General features: G+C 48.9%; 24 protein-coding genes. All 24 read right to left on the bottom strand.

From position 1 onward, the window contains the following. Nucleotides 1–16: 16 nt before the first annotated feature. The 24 genes from K0H59_RS07035 to K0H59_RS06920 all read right to left on the bottom strand — a co-directional run bounded on the left by K0H59_RS07035 (nt 17) and on the right by K0H59_RS06920 (nt 24565). Nucleotides 17–2287 (bottom strand): chemotaxis protein CheA, encoded by a 2271-nt coding sequence (locus tag K0H59_RS07035; protein WP_220055061.1) that lies wholly within the window; start codon nt 2285–2287, stop codon nt 17–19. A gap of 15 nt (nt 2288–2302) precedes the next feature. After that, complete coding sequence (locus K0H59_RS07030; protein WP_220055060.1) at nt 2303–3040, bottom strand: protein phosphatase CheZ; 738 nt, start codon at nt 3038–3040, stop codon at nt 2303–2305. 13 nt (nt 3041–3053) lie between these two features. After that, on the bottom strand, nt 3054–3437 hold the full coding sequence (gene cheY / locus K0H59_RS07025; protein ID WP_007649667.1) for a chemotaxis response regulator CheY: 384 nt from the start codon (nt 3435–3437) through the stop codon (nt 3054–3056). A 47-nt stretch (nt 3438–3484) separates the two neighbouring features. Continuing rightward, on the bottom strand, nt 3485–4198 hold the full coding sequence (locus K0H59_RS07020) for an RNA polymerase sigma factor FliA (RefSeq protein ID WP_011622086.1): 714 nt from the start codon (nt 4196–4198) through the stop codon (nt 3485–3487). Then, on the bottom strand, nt 4191–5072 hold the full coding sequence (locus tag K0H59_RS07015; RefSeq protein ID WP_011622085.1) for a MinD/ParA family protein: 882 nt from the start codon (nt 5070–5072) through the stop codon (nt 4191–4193). The genes K0H59_RS07020 and K0H59_RS07015 overlap by 8 nt, the downstream gene beginning before the upstream one ends. Before the next feature lie 4 nt (nt 5073–5076). Continuing rightward, entirely contained in the window at nt 5077–6453 is a 1377-nt protein-coding gene (gene flhF, locus K0H59_RS07010; RefSeq protein WP_220055059.1) for a flagellar biosynthesis protein FlhF, read from the bottom strand. 11 nt (nt 6454–6464) lie between these two features. Beyond that, the gene (gene flhA, locus K0H59_RS07005; protein WP_011716429.1) at nt 6465–8564 is read right to left on the bottom strand and encodes a flagellar biosynthesis protein FlhA; all 2100 of its coding nucleotides are present in this window, start codon (nt 8562–8564) and stop codon (nt 6465–6467) included. Between the two features lie 107 nt (nt 8565–8671). Further along, complete coding sequence (gene flhB / locus K0H59_RS07000) at nt 8672–9802, bottom strand: flagellar biosynthesis protein FlhB (RefSeq protein WP_011716428.1); 1131 nt, start codon at nt 9800–9802, stop codon at nt 8672–8674. Nucleotides 9803–9819: 17 nt separating this feature from the next. Then, entirely contained in the window at nt 9820–10617 is a 798-nt protein-coding gene (fliR, locus tag K0H59_RS06995) for a flagellar biosynthetic protein FliR (protein WP_220055058.1), read from the bottom strand. A gap of 4 nt (nt 10618–10621) precedes the next feature. Next, a complete protein-coding gene (gene fliQ, locus K0H59_RS06990) occupies nt 10622–10891 on the bottom strand; it encodes a flagellar biosynthesis protein FliQ (RefSeq protein ID WP_011622080.1) in 270 nt (89 codons plus the stop codon). Nucleotides 10892–10908: 17 nt separating this feature from the next. Next, complete coding sequence (fliP, locus tag K0H59_RS06985) at nt 10909–11655, bottom strand: flagellar type III secretion system pore protein FliP (RefSeq protein WP_011622079.1); 747 nt, start codon at nt 11653–11655, stop codon at nt 10909–10911. Further along, nucleotides 11652–12059, bottom strand: a complete 408-nt coding sequence (gene fliO / locus K0H59_RS06980; protein ID WP_088211987.1) for a flagellar biosynthetic protein FliO — start codon at nt 12057–12059, stop codon at nt 11652–11654. Before fliO ends, fliP begins: the two co-directional genes overlap by 4 nt. A 33-nt stretch (nt 12060–12092) precedes the next feature. Next, on the bottom strand, nt 12093–12467 hold the full coding sequence (fliN, locus tag K0H59_RS06975) for a flagellar motor switch protein FliN (protein ID WP_011716424.1): 375 nt from the start codon (nt 12465–12467) through the stop codon (nt 12093–12095). Nucleotides 12468–12479: 12 nt separating this feature from the next. Further along, nucleotides 12480–13511, bottom strand: coding sequence for a flagellar motor switch protein FliM (gene fliM / locus K0H59_RS06970; protein ID WP_011716423.1), 1032 nt, complete (start codon nt 13509–13511; stop codon nt 12480–12482). 40 nt (nt 13512–13551) lie between these two features. Continuing rightward, entirely contained in the window at nt 13552–14076 is a 525-nt protein-coding gene (gene fliL / locus K0H59_RS06965) for a flagellar basal body-associated protein FliL (RefSeq protein ID WP_220055057.1), read from the bottom strand. 82 nt (nt 14077–14158) lie between these two features. Continuing rightward, nucleotides 14159–16006: a flagellar hook-length control protein FliK gene (locus K0H59_RS06960; protein ID WP_220055056.1), complete on the bottom strand. Its 1848-nt coding sequence runs from the start codon at nt 16004–16006 to the stop codon at nt 14159–14161. A 159-nt stretch (nt 16007–16165) separates the two neighbouring features. Next, nucleotides 16166–16612 (bottom strand): flagellar export protein FliJ, encoded by a 447-nt coding sequence (fliJ, locus tag K0H59_RS06955; protein ID WP_088211990.1) that lies wholly within the window; start codon nt 16610–16612, stop codon nt 16166–16168. An 11-nt stretch (nt 16613–16623) separates the two neighbouring features. After that, entirely contained in the window at nt 16624–17961 is a 1338-nt protein-coding gene (gene fliI / locus K0H59_RS06950) for a flagellar protein export ATPase FliI (protein WP_088211991.1), read from the bottom strand. Next, nucleotides 17930–18877 (bottom strand): flagellar assembly protein FliH, encoded by a 948-nt coding sequence (gene fliH, locus K0H59_RS06945; RefSeq protein WP_220055055.1) that lies wholly within the window; start codon nt 18875–18877, stop codon nt 17930–17932. The genes fliI and fliH overlap by 32 nt, the downstream gene beginning before the upstream one ends. Then, a complete protein-coding gene (fliG, locus tag K0H59_RS06940; RefSeq protein ID WP_088211992.1) occupies nt 18864–19910 on the bottom strand; it encodes a flagellar motor switch protein FliG in 1047 nt (348 codons plus the stop codon). Before fliG ends, fliH begins: the two co-directional genes overlap by 14 nt. Next, entirely contained in the window at nt 19903–21588 is a 1686-nt protein-coding gene (gene fliF, locus K0H59_RS06935; RefSeq protein ID WP_220055570.1) for a flagellar basal-body MS-ring/collar protein FliF, read from the bottom strand. The genes fliG and fliF overlap by 8 nt, the downstream gene beginning before the upstream one ends. A gap of 45 nt (nt 21589–21633) precedes the next feature. Beyond that, entirely contained in the window at nt 21634–21972 is a 339-nt protein-coding gene (gene fliE / locus K0H59_RS06930) for a flagellar hook-basal body complex protein FliE (protein ID WP_011625692.1), read from the bottom strand. Nucleotides 21973–22149: 177 nt separating this feature from the next. Further along, nucleotides 22150–23490: a sigma-54 dependent transcriptional regulator gene (locus K0H59_RS06925; protein ID WP_220055054.1), complete on the bottom strand. Its 1341-nt coding sequence runs from the start codon at nt 23488–23490 to the stop codon at nt 22150–22152. Next, on the bottom strand, nt 23483–24565 hold the full coding sequence (locus K0H59_RS06920) for a PAS domain-containing sensor histidine kinase (RefSeq protein WP_220055053.1): 1083 nt from the start codon (nt 24563–24565) through the stop codon (nt 23483–23485). Before K0H59_RS06920 ends, K0H59_RS06925 begins: the two co-directional genes overlap by 8 nt. Between the last annotated feature and the right edge of the window lie 5 nt (nt 24566–24570).

Raw genomic sequence — 24570 nt, 5'->3', positions numbered from 1 at the left:
CATTCCTTATTGGAAACTAACTTTTATTCTTCGCATAATGCTTTAATAATCCAGGGACATCCAAGATTAAGGCGATGCCACCGTCGGATGTGATTGTCGCCCCCGCCATACCCGGCGTGCCATGCAACAATGCTCCCAAGGGTTTAATCACCACTTCTTCTTGTCCAATTAAAGCATCGACAACAAAACCAATTTGCATCATGCCTAGCTGTACAATGACCACATGGCCGTGTTTCTTGTCACCATGTTTAAAGCTGGTTCGATTGCGGTGTAACCACTGCTCTAGATAGAAAAGCGGTACGGCCTTGTTGCGGACAATTACAGTCAGTTGTCCATCGACAATGTTGGTCTTGGTGAGATCGAGATGGAAAATCTCATTTACGCTAGATAAAGGCAACGCAAACACCTGCTTGGCAACGTCCACCATTAAGGTCGGCATAATCGCTAAGGTCAGCGGCACTTTAATCTCAAGTATGGTGCCCTTGCCTTTCATCGAGTCGATATGTACGGTTCCGTTAAGCTGGGTAATACGGGTTTTCACCACGTCCATCCCCACACCACGGCCGGAAATATCTGAAATCTCCACTTTGGTCGAGAAGCCTGGCGCAAAAATCAGGTTATAAGCTTCACTGTCAGTCATCCGCGCCGCGGTATCCTCATCGAGTACCCCACGCTTGATGGCAATTTGCTTTAACTTTTCAGGATCCATACCTGCGCCATCGTCTTCGATTTTCAGCAGGATATGGTCACCCTCTTGACTTGCCGACAGCGTGATGGTGCCTGTTCTTGGCTTGCCGCAGGCCTCACGGTCATTAGGCATTTCAATGCCATGGTCTACCGAGTTACGCACTAAGTGCACTAACGGGTCAGCAAGCGCCTCAACTAAGTTTTTATCGAGGTCGGTCTCTTCGCCCACAAGGACTAAATCGATTTCTTTATTCAGAGTACGGGCTAAGTCGCGTACAACCCGAGGGAAGCGACCAAAGACTTTCTTGATGGGTTGCATGCGGGTTTTCATCACCGCGCCCTGCAAATCCGCTGTCACCAAATCTAAATTCGCCAGCGCCTTAGACATTTCCTCGTCATCACGACTAATGCCTAAGCTCAATAAGCGGTTACGCACTAACACTAACTCGCCGACCATGTTCATGATTTGGTCGAGTCTGGCGGTATCGACGCGAACGGTTGTCTCACCCTGAGGTACGTTGGCAGACGCTGCTGCGGCCGCTTTAGCAGGGGCTTTTTCAGCAACCGCAACATCAGTTTTGGCTTTTACCGCGGGAGGTGTTGCTGGTGCAGCAACACTGGCCTTGGGAGCGGCAGGCGGTGAAGGCACAGCGGCACTTGGAGGTGCTTTCGCTGGCTCGGCTTTCGCAGTCACTTTTGCCGGTGCACCGCCTTTACCGTGTAACTCATCGAGGAGACGCTCGAACTCATCTTCGGTGATTTCGTCCGAATCAACAGCGGGAGCGGCAGGCGTTGGTGCAGCGACAACCGTTTCTACTTTTGGCTTGGCAGCTTCTTCCACTTTACCTTTAAACTTACCAGAGCCGTGCAGCTCATCGAGCAGTGCTTCAAACTCATCATCGGTAATATCATCGCTAGCGCTTGCGGATGTCGCTTGAGGCTTACTGACATTTTGCACAGCAGGGGCAGCATCGGCTTGAGGCGCAGAGACGCCAGGGCCTTTTCCGGCACCGTGCAACGCATCGAGTAAGGCTTCAAACTCCGCTTCATCGATTTCATCGATACTGGAATCTGAAAGCTCTAATTTATCGACTGGCATTTCAACGGCGGCGACTTCAACCACAGTTTCTATGACAGGTTCGGGTTCTGATTCTGGTTCTGGCAATGGTTCAACTTCGGCACTACTTTGACCCGATTCGGAAGGAAGCGGTTCACCGGAGCTGAGCATTTTCAATTTAGCCAATAATGCAGGATCTGCTGGGTCTTGTTGCTCGCCTTGTTGGGTTTGAGCAAACATAGTGTTAATCGCATCGACAGCCTGAAGAATGATGTCCATTAACTCGGCAGAGACACTGCGCTTGCCTGTGCGTAATAAATCGAAGGTGTTTTCTGCTTCGTGACAGACATCCACCATGGGAGTGAGACTAAGGAAACCCGCACCGCCCTTTACAGTATGAAACCCCCTGAAAATGGCATTTAGCAAGTTAGTATCATCAGGATTGTTTTCAAGCGCGACCAGCTGCTCTTGCAGCAACTCGAGAATTTCGCCCGCTTCAATTAAAAAGTCCTGGAGTATCTCTTCATCTACATCAAAGGCCATCAAATTGACTCCCAGTTAGAAACCCAGACTCGACAGCAGATCATCGACTTCATCTTGACCGGTAACGACGTCTTGACGAAGCTCGGCATTCATTATCGGTCCTTCAGCTTCAATATTATTTTTCTGAGTAATCTGACTCTCAATCACGGGTTGCTCACCAAATACTGTCAGCATAGACACCAGATTACTTTCAACTTCCATCACTAGATCGATCACCCGACGGATCATTTGTCCAGTCAGGTCCTGAAAATCCTGCGCCATCAAAATCTGGTTAAGCAATTCGCGTAAGCGATTGGAATCCAATTCGCTACGTGACATCAAATGCTGCACATTGTGGCAAAGCGCTTTAAAATCGCTCAAGGCGATTTCACGACGCATTAATTTGTCCCAAGATGGCATCACCTGCTGGATATTCGCGGTTAATGCATTGGCTAATGGCAAGCACTCCTCCACCGCATCCATGGTTTTATTCGCTGCCTGCTCAGTCATGTCAATGACATAACTTAACCTTTCCTTAGCGTCGGGGATTTCTGTATTAGCTAGTTCAACCAGACGATTATCGACTTGGAAATCCATCAATGCGCTGTGAAGCTGTCTGGTTAGTTTACCAACTTCATCAAAGAGCTCCCGTTGGAGTGGAGCCGCGAGTTCCCTAAATAAATCATCTGCTTGAGTTTGATCATTCGCGCTTAATAGTTCAACTAAACGCTGAGCCTTCTCGAGCGTAATGAGCCCTGATGTTTGTGACTTCATAGCTCATCCTTGCTTAAGCGAGTCGTTCGAATATTTTATCTAACTTCTCTTTAAGTGTTGCTGCGGTAAAAGGTTTAACCACATAACCATTCACGCCAGCTTGTGCGGCAGCGATGATTTGTTCACGTTTTGCTTCTGCGGTAACCATTAATACGGGTAAATGCTTTAGAGAATCATCAGCGCGGATGGCCTTCAGCAAGTCAATCCCTTGCATACCAGGCATGTTCCAATCTGTAACGACAAAATCAAAGTCGCCCTTTTGCAGCATGGGCAGCGCGGTTGAGCCGTCGTCTGCTTCTTGGGTATTGTTAAAGCCCAAGTCTCGCAACAAGTTCTTGATGATACGTCTCATTGTCGAAAAGTCATCAACGATGAGAATCTTCATATTCTTGTCCAAGGTTTCCTCCGGTGAGCCGACATTCTGTGCTCAATCAATAATTATACTTATGTCCAATGCTTGAGTTTGCCTTTGAGTCGCAACATTGCCTGACTTAATATCTGGCTAACTCGCGATTCGCTTACCTCAAGAATGGCGCCAATTTCTTTTAAATTCAATGCTTCATCGTAGTATAACGATAGCACTAGCGCATCTCTTTCGGGCAATAATTTTATCGCCTCGACGAGTGCTGAATGAAACTGGGTTTCTGCTAATGCTTCAAATGTTCCATCGCTCACATTATCGCTCGGAGTGAGTATATCCTGCGATACGCCTAAGTCCTCTATCCCTATGATTTTACCAACAGAAACATCGTTAAGAATATGATGGTACTCATCGAGCGTCATATCAAGTTTTTCTGCAATTTCTGTGTCGCGCGCATCACGACCCAGCACTTGCTCTAACTCATCAATGGCTTGAGCAACTCGACGATTATTACGATGAACAGAACGGGGAACCCAGTCGCCACGACGGATCTCATCCAACATGGCGCCACGGATCCGTATGCCGGCGAAGGTTTCAAACTTTGCACCTTTGCCACCATCAAACTTGGATGATGCTTCTAATAGTCCCATCATCCCCGCTTGAAGCAAGTCATCGAGCTGCACTGAGGCAGGTAATCTGGCGAGCAAGTGATGTGCAATTCTTTTAACCAACGGTGCATACTGTTCAACGATTGACGTTTTACTGTCTAAACAAGTATACGCTGCGGCTTTATTCACTCGTTTTTTCCTCTTGAAAATCTGGTCGCTGAACTAAGCGCTCAACGAAAAATTCCAAATGCCCACCAGGTTGCTGTGGTACCGGCCAGCTCATGATCTTATTCGCTAGGCCATGGTACGCGATAGCCGCTGGAGACTTAGGATAAGCCTCAACCACTAACTTTTGTTTACGCACTGATTTGCGAAGGTTTTCATCAAACGGAATGGTCGCAACCAGTTCAAGTGCCACGTCCAAGAATCGGTCGGTCACTTTACTGAGTTTAGCAAACAATTCCATACCTTCGCGTAAACTGCGCACCATATTCGCAACAATTTTAAAGCGGAAAACGCCGTGTTCACGGCTGAGAATTTTGATTAACGCATAGGCGTCAGTGATTGAGGTTGGCTCGTCGCAGACAACGACTAGCACATCCTGCGACGCACGGGAGAAACTGAGCACCATATCTGAAATCCCCGCGGCGGTATCCACGATGAGGATATCAAACTGGGTACGCATCTCACTGAATGCACGAATTAAACCCGCATGTTGTGCAGGACTCAATTCGACCATGCCTTGGGTACCAGAGGTCGCAGGGACAATGCCAATGCCTTTAGGACCGCGGACAATAATATCATCCAGCTCAGCATCGCCAGAGAGCACATGGGAAAGGTTACGCTCGGCACGGATCCCTAACATGACATCGACGTTTGCTAAGCCAAGGTCGGCATCAAGCACTAAGACACGCTTGCCCTTTTCGGCTAATGCTACTGCGGTATTGATGGACACGCTGGTTTTACCCACGCCACCTTTACCACCCGTAACCGCGATTACTTTCACTTTTTCGTTATAGGGTTGATTCATCATACGTAAACCACTTGCTTGATCCAGGGTCATAACTCTACTCAAATGCACAGGTCATATTATCTGACCACGCTGTGTCTGGTAACGATTGTTGTTCAGTGTTTTCTAAGGCCGCTAACGCCTGCTCTGCGAGCAATAAAGTATCGGCGACTTTCATATCTTCGGGCACTCGCTGCCCATCCGTAACATAACTTAATGGCAACCCACTTTGGATCAACACACTTAATGCGCCCGCTAACGACACGGATTCATCGAGTTTGGTGAGTACAACACCAGATAAGGGAATGCGTTTAAAGTGATTTACAGCATCTTGTAGCACGCGGCGCTGTCCTGTGGCAGACAGTACCAGATAACTGCGGATAGGTATTCTGCTATTTGCAGTTAAATTATCAAGTTGCTGGTAAAGCCGCATATCTCGTTGGCCCATCCCCGCAGTATCTATCAATACTAGCTTGCGATTTCTGAACTGATACAGAATTTGCTCTAGCTCAGCAAGATCATGGGCTTGCTTAACGGGACAGCCCATAATTTTGCCATAGGTGGCCAATTGCTCATAGGCGCCAATACGATAATGATCTGTAGTAATCAAAGCGACTTGGTCTGCGCCATGATGGGCGGCGAAGCGAGCCGCTAATTTGGCTAAGGAAGTGGTCTTCCCCACACCCGTTGGGCCAACCAATGCCACAACACCACCTTGCTTAACGATATCATCACCTTGATTATCAAGCATATTGGCTAGACTTTGTGGCAAGGCACGAACTAATTCTGCCGGAGTATAGTGTTGGCTAAGCGCCGCTAACTTGTTCGCGACCGAAGGAGAAAACTCAGCCTCCAGCAACTTTGACTCCAGCATAGCACCCACAGGGTCGATGCGTTTTTTGTGTTCAGTCATCAACGCAGACACTTGATGAGTGAGCAAATTGCGTAAAGATGCTAGCTCATCACGCATGGCTTCGAGATCCGCATTTTGCTTCTGTGATACCTGAGGCTTCTTATCGAAGGCATTGCCCATATCACGGCGCTCAGCTTTGGGCGCCGCGGGTGCCTGTAGTGCTTGTGCCCACGCAGGCAATTCCGCGTCTTGCTGTTGATGGGTGAGTTGTTGGTTTAAACGGCTTTGTTGCTTCTCGAGCAAAGCTTGGAGAGAGTCCGCTGGCGCCGAGGGTTTTAGCTTAGTTTCAGCACGAATCGGCGCTTTAGCACCGAGTGACACTAAATCATCACTCACATCCATAAAAGTCGGTGCAGCTGCAGGTGCCTTCGCTTTGGGCTCGTCGTAGTCAACGGCGGCCACAATCTCAATGCCGCCATTCACTTTTTTATTCGACATAATCACGGCATCGGAGCCGAGCGTGTCCTTCACTTGGGCCAGTGCAGCACGCATGTCTTTGGCAAAAAAACGTTTAATCTTCACTTATGCGTCCTCTACTGGCCGACGGCAGACACTATGCGTATTTGCTTTTCATCGGGGATTTCTTGGTAAGAAATCACTCTGAGATTAGGAATAGTATATTTAACAAAGCGAGACAGTGTCGCACGTAACATACCTGACGTTAGCAAAATAGCGGGCTGACCAACCATTTCTTGCTTTTGAGCGGCATCCGCTAAAGATTGCTGCATACGCTCTGCAAGACCGGGTTCGATATTCGGACCATCGCCACCGGTTGCTTGCATTGATTGATGCAACATCTGTTCCAACTCTGGCGCCAAAGTTATGACAGGTATTTCAAGTTCGGGACCCGAGATCTCTTGAACTATCATGCGCTTCAATGCGATACGCACCGCCGCCGTTAACACTTCAGTATCGTTACTCTTAGTGCCGTATTCTAACAAAGTTTGCACTATGGTACGCAAGTCTCTGACAGAAACTCCTTCATTTAATAGGTTTTGCATCACTTTTACGACATTTCCGAGCGGCATCACATCAGGAATAAAGCCATCCACCAGCTTAGGCGAATGCTTGGCAAGCATATCCATCAGTTGTTGCACTTCTTCGTAGCCTAAGAGTTTCGCCGCGTTATTCGTCAATATTTGGCTGATATGGGTTGCCACCACTGTCGCAGCATCCACCACGGTATAACCTAAGGTTTGTGCATGTTCACGCAGCTCTGGGGCAATCCACACGGCTTCGAGACCAAAGGCTGGGTCGCGGGTTTCGATACCATCGAGCTTACCGTAAACTTGGCCTGGGTTGATGGCAAGTTCGCAGTCATGGCGAATATCCGCCTCTCCGACTACCACGCCCATTAACGAAATACGATAGGCATTGGGTGATAAATCGAGGTTGTCGCGAATATGCACCGCAGGCACCAAGAAGCCCAGTTCTTGCGAAAGTTTTTTACGTACCCCTTTGATCCGGCTCAGTAACTCTCCACCTTGGCCCTTATCGACCAACGGGATCAAACGGTATCCCACTTCCAGACCGATAGTGTCAACATGGTGCACATCGTCCCAGCTAAGTTCTTTAGGTTCTCTTTCGGCTCTTTCCGTTGGGCCCGTTTTGACTTGCTCAAGGGCTTTGGCACGTTTGGCTTCATTACGTTTGAAGATAAAGTAAGCGGCACCAGCGGTGATCACGGCAAAGCTTAAAAACGCCATATGTGGCATGCCAGGCACAATACCCATCACAAAGAGTACGCCGGCCGCAATACTGAGCGACTTGTGACTGTCAAACATCTGACTGATCAGCATCTGCCCCATATCGCCAGATTCATTTTGACGGGTTACCATCAACGCAGCGGCGATTGACAGTAATAAACCAGGGATTTGCGCGACGAGACCGTCACCGATGGTTAACAGGGTATAAATTTCAACGGCTTGGGAGAATGTCAAACCATGCTGCACAATCCCGATAATAAACCCACCGAGAATGTTGATAACCAAGATCATAATACCGGCAATTGCATCGCCCTTCACAAACTTAGACGCACCGTCCATTGCGCCATAGAAGTCGGCTTCGCGGGTCACCTCGGCGCGTCTGGTTCTGGCTTGATCCTGATTAATAATACCTGCGTTTAAGTCGGCATCGATGGCCATTTGCTTACCGGGCATCGCATCTAAGGTAAAGCGAGCACTCACCTCGGCAATACGGCCAGCACCTTTAGTCACAACAGCAAAGTTAATAATAATCAAGATGATAAATACAACTAGACCCACTGCATAGTTACCGCCAATCACCACGGAGCCGAAGGCCTCAATCACCTTACCGGCGGCGTCACCACCATTGTGACCTTCGAGTAGCACTACACGGGTCGATGCCACGTTAAGCGCGAGTCGCAGCAATGTCGCAACTAATAAAACAGTTGGAAAAGCAGCAAAGTCTAAGGGTCTGTCGGTATAAATCGCGACAAGAAGAACAATCAAAGCCAAGGCAATGTTAAAGGAGAATAAAACGTCGAGTAGAAACGGCGGGATAGGCAATACAATCATAGCCAATGCCGCAAGCACTAGCATTGGCGTACCTATGCCCTTGAAAGAGCTCAGTTTCAACTGTTTTACTTGGCCTAGGGAAGCTTTAACATCCATTCACAGATACCTAAACTTTGACGTATAACAGCCTGAAAGCAAAAAGCGCGCCAACCGCTAGCGCTTCTTGTTGTGGTTTTATCTCTGTGAACTATCTCTTCACTTAACTAGTGTTTTAGATCGTCAGGAATGGGTTGATTAACAGGAATTGGGATAGGTTTACGACCACGACCTTTTTGGTACTGGCGTAACTGGAACACGTAAGCAAGTACCTGCGCCACCGCAGTAAATAGGCCCTCAGGGATCTGCTGCTCAAGCTTAGTGGTATGATAAATGGCCCGCGCCAGCGGTGGCGCCGAAACAATCGCAATGTTATGTGCCCTTGCCACTTCGCGGATTTTAAACGCGACTTCGTCCACCCCTTTAGCAATAACAAAAGGCGCTGCAGAGCGCTTTACATCGTATTTAATGGCCACGGCATAATGCTCAGGGTTTACCACAATCACATCCGCATTGGGGACTTCGGCCATCATGCGCCGCTGCGCTAACTCACGCTGCATTTGCCGTACTCGCCCTTTGACCTCAGGTTTACCCTCGGTATCTTTATACTCGTCTTTGACTTCCTGCTTAGTCATTTTCAGCTGTTTATTGTGGTTCCAGATCTGAAACGGCACATCGATGACCACTATGACCAAGACGGAGGAGCAAAGCAGAATAAACATCCATACCAATAAATCCAGCGCATGATGGACGTTACCGGGGAGATGATCGGCAGATAGGAGCAGAATATCGTTGAAATAATGACTGAGTAGCAAATAAGCCGCGATAGCCACCACGGAGAACTTAGCAATCCCTTTGGTTAATTCAACCAAGGCCTGCACACCAAACATCCGCTTAAAGCCTGCAATCGGGCTCATCTTACTGGCTTTAGGCATCATGGCTTGGGTGGAGAAATTCATCCCTCCAAGGGATACGTTACCGATAAATGCCACCACCACAATCAGTAACATAATCTTGAGTAACGGCCAGCCAATCTCGCTCCCCACGACGCCCCATACATTAAACATCTGGTTCGTATCGAAAATCGCGGCGCGTTCCATGGTAAATACACGCTCGAATACATTGGATAAGGCTTTCGCAATTCCAGGTCCGAGCATATATAAGCCAGTCGCCGCCGAGAGTAACACGGTCGCAGTACCTAACTCTTTTGAACGGGCTACCTGCCCTTTTTCTCGCGCCTGTTCGAGGCGCCTCCCGGTGGGTTCCTCGCTGCGTTCGCCGCTACTTTCTTCAGCCATTACGCGTTCCTATCCGGTTAGAATATGCCATTGGCTTGGCACTGAAGCCCTAAAATATCACACAGCAAAAGCTGTGCCGACGCCCAGACTTCTTCGAAATGGGCCATTACGGGAGTCAAGGTCAACCATAAAATCAGCAGTCCACCAATCATAGTGATGGGGAAACCTATCGAGAAAATGTTCAGCTGCGGCGCGGCGCGGGTCATGACCCCAAAGGATAAGTTAACGAGTAGTAAGGCAATAATCGCCGAGAGCGACATAGTCAGTGCCGCGCCAAACATATAGGAGCCCCATTCCGCTAGCGAGCGATAACTTGTTAAGGTTAATCCTTGATTCGAAATCGGTAAGGTCTCAAAACTGGCGACGAGCATGCGGATCATCAACAGGTGTCCATCGACGGCGAGAAAAATCAACGTCGCGAGTAACAAAAAGAAGTTACCTATCACTGGTGTTTGTTGACCAGATCCAGGGTCGACCATAGAGGCAAAACCTAAACTGGTTTGCATACCAATGATCTGGCCCGTTAACACAAAGGTTTGCATCACCATTTGGGTCACAAAACCCATGGCGACACCAATAATAATTTGCTGGGCGGTAATAAAAACAGCGCTTAAGGAAAAGAGTTCGGCATCCTTTACGGGCGGCAAAACTGGCGCAATGGCAAGCGTGATGGCAACGGCTAACAGTAAACGTACACGAGTCGGAGTTGTTGTAGCCCCAAACACCACCATGACCATCAACATGCTGGTCACGCGAAACAATGGCCACATGTAAGAGGCGATGGTTTGCATTAAGGTGTCGAGCAGCAGCTCCATGGACTTAACCCACCACTTGGGGAATGCGGTTAACCATTTCGATAAAGAAATCCATCAGGGTTTGCACTAACCAGTGTCCCATGACCATCAAGGCCAGTAAGGTCACTATCAGTCGAGGTAAAAAGCTTAAAGTCTGTTCGTTAATTGAGGTCGCAGCTTGAAACACCGCCACAATTAAGCCAATACCCAGCCCTGGCAGTACGATGGCCGAAACCATCATGACTATCACGGCTAAGGCCTCACGGAAAATATCGATTAGGGCTTCTGGCGTCATCGCGAATCTCCGCTCGTCTAACCAAAGCTATTGGCGAGTGTGCCCATTACTAGGCCCCAGCCGTCGACAAGCACAAACAACATGATCTTAAAGGGTAAAGAGACAATCATCGGCGAGAGCATCATCATACCCATGGCCATCAAGATACTGGCCACCACGAGATCGAGCACTAAGAATGGCACAAACAACATAAACCCAATTTGAAAGGCGGTTTTCAGTTCACTGGTAATAAAAGCTGGCACCAACACGCTCATTGGCGCTTCTTCTGGGGAATTAATGTTTTGATACCCCGAGATATCGATAAAGGTTTTCAGATCTGTGGTACGCACTTGCCCTAACATGAATGCACGTAATGGCTCTTTGCCCTTATCGAAGGCCTGTTGCAGCGTGAGCTGCTCATCAATATAAGGCTTGACCCCTTGGTCATAAATTTTGTCGAACACCGGCGCCATAATGAAAAAGGTCATAAACAGGCTCATACCAATCAAAACTTGGTTAGAGGGTGTCTGTTGTAAACCAATGGCTTGGCGCAAAATCGACAGCACCACTATGATGCGAGTAAAAGAGGTCAACATAATGACCATCGCAGGGATAAAGCTCAGCGAAGTCATTAGTAACAGGATTTGCATGGTCACCGAATATTCGGTCGAACCATCGGCGGCGGTTTTTACGGTTACCGCAGGCAATACACCATCGGCCGCGCCCACCGATGCGGCAAACAACAGGGTACTGACCCCAATTAAGGTGAGTATGTACTTCATCATTGTTTTAATTTCGCCTGCCGTAGCTTGTCCGCAAAGGAAGTGGACTCAATTTCGATAGGCTCAGCTAATTTATCAATTAAATTAACCTGTTGCCCGCTAACGCCCAACAAATACTGCTGTTCACCAACCTGAACGAGTACCAAACGCTCCTTCTGCCCAAGCGATGTTACCGCGAGGGTTTTCAGTACACTGTGATTAGTCGGCACTAAATTAAATCGCCGCAGCAGGTAGGCTAAGGCGAAGATAAGCAATAACACTAAAATAAGACCGCCAAGCATGCTCGCTGCGGCGGCCATTTGCGAGGGTTCTGCCACTTTCGTTGCTGTCGCGGTACTTTCGTTAGCAACGCCAGCAACACTCGCCTGAGTCGCTGCTACTAGACTGAGAATTACCGATGTGCTCATCTCGCTCCTTCAGGCTTCGTGTTTGTCGGTGAATTACTTAAGCTTTTTAATCCGCTCAGTTTGACTGATCACATCCGTTAGGCGGATACCAAACTTATCGTTAACCACAACCACTTCGCCATGGGCGATAAGCGTGCCATTGACCATCACATCTAGCGGCTCACCCGCGACCCTGTCCAACTCTACGACAGAACCTTGGTTCAACTGCAGCAGGTTACGAATGCTGATATAGCTGCGACCGACTTCCATCGAGATCGTCACAGGGATATCTAAAATAGTGTCTAGTTTGGCGGCTTCGGCCTTACTAATTGGCTGCGACTCGTCTACCAGCTCGTCAAGGTCAATGGCATTAGCCTCTTCCAATGCCTGCTCGGCCATGGCTGCTGCCCAATCATCATCTGTACTCATCTCACTTCACCTTTATAATTCGGATATGTCTCTGGCTTTGCCTTTACGTGTCACTAATTGCAGTTCGGATTTGACCGTTTCAGGACGTGGGATTTTTTCGTAAATTTTAAGTGCTAGATTATCGCGTGAACGCCCCATTTTACAGCGATACGTCGGTAAGTCTTCGATTTTCATCATAATGTATTCAGGCAGCTCGATTGGAATAATATCCCCGGCCTTGAAGTTCATGACGTCTTTGAGTGTGAGTTCATGCTCAACCACACTGGCATCAAATCCGACTTTCACATCCATAATTTCGTCATGCAGCGCCTGTGACCAACGCATGTCCGTGTCTTGCTTATCACTCTGCACACCGGCATCGAGTAGTTCACGGATAGGTTCAATCATCGAATACGGCATAGTGATATGGAAGTCACCGCCGCCGCCATCCACCTCGATATGGAAGGAGTTAATCACCACCACTTCAGTGGGGCTGACGATGTTCGCCATCGCGGGGTTGACTTCGGAGTCTAAATAATCAAACTCCACATCCATCACCGGCGCCCACGCATCTTTATAGTCTTCAAAGATAATCTTAAGCAAAAGTTGCACGATGCGACGTTCGGTCGGGGTAAACTCCCGCCCTTCAATCTTGGCATGGAAACGGCCATCGCCGCCAAAAAAGTTGTCCACCAGAATAAACACTAAACGCGCTTCCATGGTGATCAGTGCCGTACCTTTTAAGGGATGAAAGCGCACCATGTTCAAGCTGGTCGGGACGAACAAGGTGTGTACGTACTCACCAAATTTCAGCATTTGCACGCCGTTAATCGACACTTCGGCCGCACGACGCATCATGTTGAACATGCTGATCCGCAGGTGACGGGCAAAACGCTCATTCACAATCTCGAGCGTGGGCATACGGCCACGCACGATACGGTCTTGGGAGGAAAAGTCGTAGGAGCGAGCTTCCAGCCCCGCGGCATCAAGCTCATTATCCTCTTCGACGTCATCGACTCCGTGTAAGAGCGCATCAATTTCGTCTTGGCTTAATAAATCACTCACAGTATTGTCTTCGCCTCTTTAAGGTGCTGAAGATAAAAGGTTATTGCATTACAAAACCGGTAAAGAGTACTTTCTCAACCACTTTACGTCCGGTCACGGATTGCAAGGTATTTTGCACGCTCAGCAGCGCTAATTGCCGCAATTCATCTTTACCCGCCTGAGTACTCAATTTTTGTACATCGGCGCCACTAAAGGTGGTTAACAGCGCATCTTCAATCAACGGAATATGCTTTTGAGTCAACACATCATCGTCTTGGCCTCTAACCATCAATTGCACTTTAATTTCAACGAGACGAGCGCGATCTGGCCCAGGGAGATTAAATAAAAAGGGTCGTGGCATTGGTACATAGGCGGCCATTGCCGCATCGGCGGCTGGAGTGGTCGCCTCAGTAGGCGCAGTCCCTTCGGCCGATGCCGCAGGGGCTTCATCACTGCTACCGAGGAAAAACCACAGCGCACCACCGATTAATAGTACCGCTAAGACTCCCGCACCGATAAAAATAAACTTCTTCTTACTTTTAGGCGCTTCGGTGCTTTCAAGTTCTAGTGATTCTTCCTTGGCCATTTTATGTACTCTTTAATTGGCTAAATGCGGGAATGGATTAGGATGCGGATTATAATCCGCATTATTACTATAGGTTACCTTCTTAAGCGTAATAATCTATACCTGAATTTAAACTAGTTGCTTGATTTAAACCTAAATCTAGCTCTTCTGCCGAGAAATCATCCACATTTCCACCACTCGAACCACCCGCTTCACCAAATCCCCCCTCGCGGCGTTGACCTTGGTCACCTTGAGAAACATGACTATCAGCCAATTGCATGCCTTGCTCCTGTAATAATTCACGCAGGCGGGGAATGGCTTGTTCGACCACATCGCGGGTTTGCGATTGTGTGACATGGAACTGCACTTGTGTCTGGTCGCCATGGACTTGCACTTTCACCAACATATGCCCAAGTTCTGGCGGATCTAAACGGATTTCCGCCTGCTGGATCCCTTGGCTCACCATAGTCACCAATTGCTGCTTCATCACAGGTGAAAAGCGCTGGATCATCTCCTGCATTTGGTTTTGAGTTTCTACACCTTGGCGCAAGGAAAGCTGCACTTGCGGAATATCTTGACGCTGGGTTGCTGGCGTAGCCAAAGAATGCAGTGAAGATACAGCTTTAAACTCCACTGGCTTAAACTCGCTGCCCGCCTCTTCACTGCCAGAACTTAAAGCAGCAACACTGCTATCTTGCTGCGCATCGAGAGTAACCGCTAACTTAGCGTCTTTTAGCAAAAAGCCTGCTGAAATCTCGGCGCGGGATGGGTTGTCGGCAGTAAGACTCGTATCAATTGCTGTGGTACCTGATACATTAGTCGCTGCATTAATGCCTAAGGTATTAAGATCATTAGTATTCGTGGCTGCTGCGGTATTCACTTGCAACGAACCTGCATCACTTGAAGCGCTGGCCGCTTTGATTGATGTTTGATTATCAACGGCTTGGGATACCATTCTTTGTGAGGCAAGAGCTTTATCTGCTGGCTGCGTCGACACATTTATTGCCTTAGCGCCAATGTCTGTTGCACCAAGCTCTGTTGTACTAGGCTCTTTTGCCCCTAACAAAGGTTCACCCTCAATGGGTAAAATATGATTTTCGGGCGGTTTAACGAACTTTTCGCTGCGCAGACCTGAAAGTAGCGCAGCATCCTCAATCAAAAGCGAATCATCAACTAAAGCACTTTGAGTATCCGTTTCCGCCACTGTCGCGGCCGCAACCAAAGCATCAACATCAACAGCTGGGAGCTGTGGTTCTACACTATCAGCATCAGCCGCCGGAATCTTTGGTTCTACAGCCACGGCCGCAACCAAAGCATCGACATCAACAGCTGGGATCTGTGGTTCTACACTCTCAGTATCAGCAACATTAGCCGCGTTCTGTTGTGAGGCTTGCTGCTGTATAAGCTGTGCGGTGACTTGCGCAGTATTTTGTCCTACTGACTTTGAAGCAACTGACTCAGAGTCTGGTGTTTCAGAACTCACATCCACTTTTGTATTGCCAATGCTTGTGTTGGAGGCCTCGACAAACTTAGCCATTTCATCGGAAAAAGTGCCGTCAACAATAGAGCTGTCGGTCTGAGATGGAGCATCGACTAATAATGAAGATGTAGAGTCTGCGTCCTCCGTTGCCGTGATATCGGCCTCAAGCGGCAAAGACTCGCCCGGAGCTGCCGCTTTCTTCATCTCATTTGCCATACCAATCTGGGCGAAAATCAAGCTGATATCGGCTTCATCATCGGTATTGGTATCGTCAGTGCTGGCTTCCGCTTTAGCAGATTTGACAGCCACATCCTGAGATACAGGGGTTTTAGTCGAGGGGGATGATACGGATGTAACTGAAGCCAACGCTGCAGAAAAGTCTTCACTATTAGTATCTTGAGTCAATGCTTTACTCGAGCTAGCGCTGTTTTTCGCGCTTGGCGCTAATAGGATATTGTTCATTTGTTGCATATCAGCTCCTAAACATTCACCCCAAGAAATAAAAACATGCGGGCAAACGTCAATTTATGCGGCTTTGGCCATATCTGACATAAAGCTAGCAAATAAAATGCCAACAAATGGAGGTTACCGATTTAAGAAACAACTTAAACAAGCAATGGCGAGCTTTGGTTAGGGTTTATTGCGGCGAAAAAACTGCTGAGAGGCAAATTCATCTGTCATCTTTTGCTCTTTCTTCAACTCAAGTGCTTGGCGTTTCTTCTCTTTATTCTCTAAGAGTAGTTCTACCGCCTTACGTTTCTTTTGCTTCTCGAGCCAATGCTGCTGACGATAATTTTTTTGCTTCTCCCCATCGGCGACCACACGATTTTGCTGCGCAATGGCCTCATCGATTTGGCGAATAAAACGGTGGAATTGGTGATAATGGCTGGCGCTGATGGCTTGTCCCTGCTGAGACTGCATCTGCTTCATGTAGTCCAAGCGATAATTGTTGAGTGCATCCAACTGATTTTGACGCTTTTGACACTCTAATTGCGCCGACTTTAGCAACAACGCAGCCTGTTCCTCTGCATCGAGGGCTAATTTTAACACCAGTAATAACGGATCGGCATTAGCCATAACAGTCTCGATTATTTACATTGCGCCGCGAGTTGCCCAAGCATGACTTGGCTATCGGCAAAACTAAAGGCATCACGCATGGTTTGCCGTAAGAAGGCGTTCATCGCAGGTTGCAGACGTATGGCGTTATCGATTCGCGGATCGCTGCCTTGGGCATAAGCCCCAATCGAAATCAGGTCCTTATTCTGCTGATAAAGGGAATAGGTCTGTTTAACGCGGCGCATGGCTTCTAAGTGCTCGTTCGAAATAACCATTGGGGCCACACGGCTAATGGAAGCCTCAATATCGATTGCGGGATAGTGCCCGGAATCAGCTAACGCACGAGAAAGCACTATATGGCCGTCGAGGATAGCCCGAGATGCATCGGCAATCGGATCCTGTTGGTCATCGCCCTCGGTCAGTACAGTATAAAATGCGGTGATAGAACCTTGTCCTGGACCACCATTCCCCGCCCGTTCAACCAAACGTGGTAATTTCGCAAATACCGAAGGTGGATAACCTTTCGTCGCCGGTGGCTCACCTACGGCTAGGGCTATCTCCCGCTGCGCCTGAGCGTAACGAGTCAGACTATCCATTAATAACAATACGTTATAGCCTAAATCCCGAAAATACTCGGCGATACGAGTCGAGGTTTCACAGGCGCGAAGGCGCATTAATGGTGAAGTATCGGCGGGCGCCGCCACCACAACGGAGCGTGCTCTGCCCTTTTCACCGAGAATTTCTTCAATAAATTCTTTAACTTCGCGACCACGCTCCCCCACTAATCCCACCACAATAATGTCAGCGGTAGAGCCTCGCGTCATCATGCCTAGTAGCACACTCTTACCGACGCCAGAGCCTGCAAATAGGCCCATACGTTGGCCCTTACCAACGGTGAGCATGGCATTGATGGCGCGTACGCCCACATCGAGTGGTTCGGTGATCGCTCGGCGAGAAAGTGGGTTGATAGCGTTACTGTGCCTCGGCGCCTGTTGCTCTGTCGATAAGGCGCCAAGACCATCTAATGGCACACCATTACCGTCAAGCACGCGCCCTAACAGGGATAAGCCCACATTGAGCCCCGCCTGCTCACCGAGGGGAATAACCCGCGCGCCAGGTAACACACCACGCAATTCCTCAATCGGCATCAGATACAGCAGTTCATCGTCGAAACCAACAACTTCGGCGATCAACTCTCCCGCCATGGTTTCGATAGAGCACAGGCTGCCAACGGGGGCGCGACAACCACTCGCCTCTAAGGTTAAACCAACGACGCGCACCAGTTGGCCACTGGCGACTGCACGGAATGGCGGGACTTTATCGATGCAATGATTCAGCTTATTCAGCAGTTGATGGCGGCGATTTTGCATCTTGCTCTCCATCATGTTGTGGCTGGCTGCTTTGCGCCTCGTCACCTAGCTCGGTAGTCGAGGCAACTTTTGCGGCGTTTTCCTCATCGAGGACCGCTTGACGCTGTTGCTGCTGATGACTCAAATGGGATTGTTGATTACGTAAGGACTCAAATACCGCATCAATGCGCGAGGACAGGGTTAAATCCACCAGCGAGCGTTGGCTGCTAATGATGCAGTCGCCGGCAGAGAGCGTAGGATCCGCCTCTAATTGCCACTGATTGCGGTTCAATTGAGTACTGGAATATAGCTTTTCGACTAAAGTGACATCGTCGGGATGGAGACGAATACTGACGCTTTGCTCCTTAATCGGCAACGATTCAACGCCTAAACGCAGCGCAGATAAGATTTGCTCTGGATGGGTTTTAAGTTCATGACCAATCACAGATTTAGCCAGCGCCATGGTTAGTGTCATTAAGGAATGTTCAATATCGCCATCGAGTAATTGCAATGGCTTTTCAAACTGACTCAGCAGCCCTTCGAAGCGAGTGACTAATACCTTGGCTTCGGCAAGCCCAGCTTCGAGCCCTTGCTCATGCCCTTGGGCTAGGCCCTCGGTATGGCCTTGCTCTAATCCTTCGAGTCTGCCCTGCTCTAGCCCTTCAGCATAACCTTGGGTCTTGCCTTCATTAAAGCCTTCCTCTTCGGCTTGAGCGCGAATGTCTTCAATCTCGGCCAAGGTTGGCGGAGCGACAGTTTCAACGGCCACGGCCTTCGGCGATGGTTGCCCGGCATAACCAAACAGGTTGGAGACCCCCTCTTCCTCGGCTTCGGTGACATCGGGTAATGACCAATGACTGAACTCAATATCGGCGTCACTGACGACTCTGTGGGACAATTTATTGTCGCTATTGTCACTCCGATTAGAGGAACTCATCGCCACCACCGCCGCCTAACATGATTTCACCGCTGTCACTTAAACGACGTGCAATTGACAGAATTTCTTTTTGAGCAATCTCCACTTCGCTGATCCGGATAGGGCCCATGGCCTCTAAATCGTCACGCAGCAATTCGGCGGCCCGTTTTGACATATTGCCCAAAATTTTATCTTTGAGTTGATCGTCGGTACCTTTAAGTGCCTTCATCAACACATCCTGCTGCACTTCACGCAGCAAGGTTTGTATACCGCGGTCGTCTACATCGATCAGGTTTTCGAACACAAACATTAAGTCTTGGATTTGCTGCGCCATTTCCTCGTCGGTTTCGCGCATGGTTTCCATCAACTGACTTTCGATACCTGTATCGAGGTAGTTCATGATGTTGGCCGCCGCTTTTAGGCCGCCCATCTTCGCCGCCTGTGCGCCGCCTTGGCCAGCGAATTGTTTCTCCATGATATCGTTCAATTCCTGCAATGCCGCAGGTTGCACTTCTTCAAGGTTAGCAATACGCATCATTAAGTCTAAGCGGGTGTTCTCAGGGAACTGGCCGAAAATTTCCGCCGCTTGGTCTGGCTCTAAATACGATAAAACAATGGTTTGGATCTGAGGATGTTCGTTTTGGATGATAGTAGCCACTTGGCGCGCATCCATCCATTTAAGGGAATCCAAGCCTTTAGCGCCGCTGCCCATGATAATTTGTTCAATCAAATTACCGGCTTTGTCTTCACCTAAGGCCGCAGTTAACGCCTTACGGACGAACTCTTCACTGTTAAAACCAATCGAAGAATACTTTTGAATATCATCGAGAAACAGCTTATGCACCCCGATGACTTTTTCCTGCCCAAAGTCTTCCATGGCCGCCATCGCCATCCCCACCTTTTGCACTTGTTTAGGTTCTAAGTGCTTTAAAATGGAGGCGGCATCGGCTTCACTCAAACTTAGCAGTAAAATTGCCGTTTTTTCGATACCACTGAGATCCTTTACATTAAAGCCAGAAGTTTCAGCGGCGTCTTTTGATTTATTCTCAGCCATTGTCTTGTAACCAGTTTTTCACGACTTGGGTAGAAAGCTCGGGCTCATTGGCCACAAGCGCACGGATAGCTTTAATCATATCATCATCTTTATGCAGATTAGGGATAAGAATTGAGCCATCGTCGGCATAACTATACTCTGCTTCTTTGGTATTGAGCATCCCTAGGGTATCGGCGGCGTATTGGTCTTCAATCTCGGCCAGCTCATTACCCAGTCTTGAATCTTCTGGCATGTTCACATTGTCAGGATAGATTAAGCGTTTCAACATTGGACGCACTACAGCAAGGATGAGCACTAAGATAACTAACGCACCGACACCTAACTTGACCGCACGCCAGAACCAAGGTTGCTCCCAAAGCTCAGGCGCAGGAACATCTTCAACCAATTGATCCATAAAGGGAACAGTGACCACCTCTAAAACATCACCACGCTGGGCGCTAAAACCTACCGCACCTTCCAGTAAACGGCGGATATTGGTGAGTTCTTGCTCGGTACGGGCAACGCGCGCCACTTGGCCATTTTCACCGGCGGCGCCCGGTTTAAAGTCCACGGCAACCGATACACTGACGCGGCGCACAACGCCAATTTGCTGACGGGTATGGCTGATAGTGGTGTCTAATTCAAAATTACGGGTTGCTTCGCGGTGCGAGTTACCCGCCGTTACGCTCTCAGTCGCCTTTGTCGCTTCCTGTGGAATATTAGACTCCATCGGTGGTTGGTTCGATAACGCACCAGGAATACCGCCAGTAGAGCCGCCAGTCGAATTATTCTCAACCGTCATTTCGCTACGCAGCGACGGTAAATCTGGGTTAAAACGTTTTGCCGTTTGCTCAACCGCGGTGAAATCCATGCTCACATCCACTTGGGAAGTGAAGTTATCGGGACCAAGGATGGGCGTCAGAATGGAGTCAATTTTAGTGCGGTATTCGGCTTCTTTTTGTTGAACTAATTCAAGCTCACGGCGTGCCCTTGCAGACACACCATCTTGACTGCCTGAATTGAGTAAACGGCCGTTAGAATCTGTAACTGTGACGCGAGATGGCTCTAAGCCCTGAACCGCAGAAGCGACGATATCCACAATCGCATCGACTTCACCTTGGCCTAAACCACCACGGCGAGTGTTAATGACAACTGTCGCACTGGGTTGCGAGGTATTGCGGGCAAACACGTTTTCTTTGGGGAGCGCTAAAATCACCTTGGCGCGGCTAACACTTTGTAATTGTTCGATTGCGCGGGCGAGGTTTTCTTCTTGGCTATGCTTGAGACGAGCCTGCTCCATGCGTTGGCTCACGCCAAAACCACTGTCTTGGGTCAAGAAGTCTTTGCTTGAGGCTGCGGCACTATCGATACCCGCACGGCTCAGCATCATTTTAACTTCTTGATATTTGTCTTCAGGCACCTTAACAACGTCGACATCGATTTGATATTTGATCTTGTTTTTATCGAGTACGTCGAGCACTTGCACCATTTCCTGAGTCTCCATTTTACCCAATGGACGGTACTCAGGTTCCTGTGCCCAGATCATGACGAACACGGCTAATGCCAAACAAATGGCAAGGGCTAAAATCATGGTGATTTGACGCATCATATCGACGCCACCGAGACTCCCCAGCACGCCGGATTTATTTTCCTGTTGGACCCCTTGGTCCACTGCGCCGGCGTTTGATCCGACAATCATTTCTGTGCTCACGATTCGTACCTGCTAATTGCGTTATTCACTGGCCTAAACAGGCATGCTCATTATTTCTTTATAAGCTTCAACGAGCTTATTGCGCACTTGGACTGTGGCTTCAAAGGCAACACTGGCCTTTTCGCGGGCGATAACTGTATCAGAAAGGCTCACAGTGGTGTCACCCATTTCGAGTCGGGTCGCAAGATTCGATGAGGTTGATTGCAAACCACTAACATTGCCAATGGCTTGGGAGAGGAGTTGTCCAAAGTCAGCACCGCTGGTGTTATTCACTTGCTGCACAATGTTATTGGGTGAAATCCCAAAAGAAGGTTTGATTTCACCTTGAAGTGACTGCATTTCTTGCAGTAATGAATTCGCGCCAATTTGCATGTCGTGCTCCCCATCGTCGAGTTATTGACGATTAACCTCTCTAGATAAACAGGATATGCAAAAGCACGGCCAAGTTTTCACTTAGCCGTGCTAAAAAGAATTGAGGGAATCGTCAGATATGAAATTGCCACAGGGTAACCCAGTGGCAAAGGTGCAAGTTAGGTTGCAAAAACCGACTTAGTTGGGCAATTGAATCCCCATATCGCGCATTCTGGCCATCTTGTATCTTAAGGTACGCGCACTGATCCCGAGTTTCTCGGCAACCAGCTTACGACTACCTTGGCATTGCGCTAGGGTTTCGAGAATGATCACATGCTCCTGCGCCTTCAACTCTTCACCTAAACCTTCAGGCTCATTAGCGAATTCGGCGTCATCGGATGACAGAGGCACATCTTGGGCATCGATAATAATATCGTTGGCGCTAATCACAGCTCCAGCACGTAAAATTAACGCGCGTTGGACAACGTTATCCAACTCGCGCACGTTCCCCGGCCAGCGGTGACTCAGTAAACGACGACAAGCGGCCTCATCAAACTCAGGCAAATCAAGCACATTGAGCGCCTTCGCGTGCTTGGCTAGCAAATGCCGAGCTAAGGGCAAAATATCCGCAGGGCGTTGATTCAAAGCTGGCCAGGTCAGTGGGAACACGTTGATGCGATAATAGAGATCCTCCCGAAATAGCCCTGCGGCAACGACGGCCTTTAAATCCCGATTCGAGGTGGCAAGCACCCGAACATCTAACTTAATGGTTTTGCGACCGCCTAAACGCTCCACTTCACGCTCTTGCAGCACACGCAGCAGTTTGGCCTGAAGTCCCAAATCCATCTCTGAAATTTCATCGAGTAATAAGGTGCCGCCCTGCGCCTGCTCAAATTTACCAGGACACGCCTGATAAGCACCGGTAAAGGCGCCCTTTTCATAACCAAATAAGGTCGCCTCGAGCATATTCTCCGGGATGGCGGCACAGTTAATGGCCACAAATGCTTGGTCGGCACGACTGCTGTGCTGATGAATATAACGGGCTAATACTTCTTTACCTGAGCCGCTTGGCCCAAGGATCATCACAGAGGCATCGGATGCCGCCACCCGCTGCGCCAGAGACAAGAGCGCGAGACTCTTTTCGTCGGCAACCACTGGCTTATCACTATTTTGTTTGAGCGGTAAATAGCGGGAAACTTGGTTGAGCAACACCTCTGGAGCAAAGGGTTTAGCCAAATAATCGACGGCACCCAATTTAATTGCACTGACCGCACTGCCAATGGTGGCATACGCCGTCATCAATAACACTGGCAGCTTGGGGTGATGTTGCTGTAAGTAATTTAATAAGCCTAAGCCGCCAATGCCCTGCATCTGCACATCGCTGATCACTAAATCAAACTGATGTTGCTTCAATGCGATAATGGCTTCCTCGCCGGAAGCCACATCGATACAGTCGTATTGCGCCAACATCAAGGTATCGAGCAAAGCCTCACGCAGGGACGCATCGTCTTCGACTAAGAGTAATTTGGCTTCAGACATAGGGTTTCTCCAGCGGCAATACAGTCGCCGATTTCGCCTGCGGGAACGTCAGCGACACAGTACAACCTTTATTAGGCATACAACTCAATTGGATTTGTCCGCCATGATTGCGCACCACCGACTGCACAACGGCTAAGCCTAGGCCCGTTCCTTGCGCTTTGGTGGTAAAGAAAGGCTCCAACACTTTTTGTTGCATCTTGGCATCCAGCCCTTTGCCATTGTCGACCACATTGAGGGCTAGCTGCTCGCCGATATCATTAGCGACGATTTGGATCTGCGTTGCTCCGGCTTCAAGGCTATTCATCACCAGATTATTCACGGCAGAACTGAGCGCATTCACATTCGCCAGCATTAAACCGTTGGAGTCATTGGTGACGGTCAATGCTGCGCCGCGCTGAGCCACAATCGGCTCACAGTTCGCCATAACAGTATTAATCACCTCATCAAGGTTAACTAACTCGCCCAATTCATCCTGCCGCCCTTTGGCCATCAACAGCATATCGTTAACTTGGCGTTCAAGCTCATTGAGTCTATCGACTAATTTTTGCTGAAATTTTGCCTTAGCAGATTCAGATAATTTGGGACTGGCCAGATTCGCAGCATAGAGCAGTGCAGCCGACAGTGGCGTACGCACCTGATGCGCCAGCGTCGCGACCATTTTTCCGAGGGCTGATAAGCGCTGCAGATGGGACAGATTTTTTTGCAGTAGACGGGTTTCGGTCAGATCCGTCAGCACAATTAATTGGCCTGGTTCCGGCGTTAATGGGGTAATCGCTAATTTGACTCGGCGGCCATTACGTAATGACACCTCATGGCCGTCATCGTCCTGCGGTGCAAACGCCGTATGGATCACATCAATCCAGCGCACGCCGCATAACGACTGCTCCAGCAATTCCACGGCAACAGGGTTTGCATCGGTGACAATACCGTCACCGTTCAAAATCACCACGCCAGAGGGCATAGCCTGTAAAATATGCTCCATTCGATTGGACATATTGGCGGCCTCACGCAGTTGGTTCCATTGTTTGCTAGTGTGCTTGAATGTTTCAAGTTGCGCTAGTGGATGGGCTGACATAGTCA

Origin of the sequence: Shewanella sp. FJAT-51649, assembly GCF_019457435.1 — a bacterium.
Classification (GTDB): Bacteria; Pseudomonadota; Gammaproteobacteria; order Enterobacterales; family Shewanellaceae; genus Shewanella; species Shewanella mangrovisoli.
Note: the sequence above shows the minus strand (reverse complement) of the source record. Positions and strands in the feature narration are given on the sequence as shown.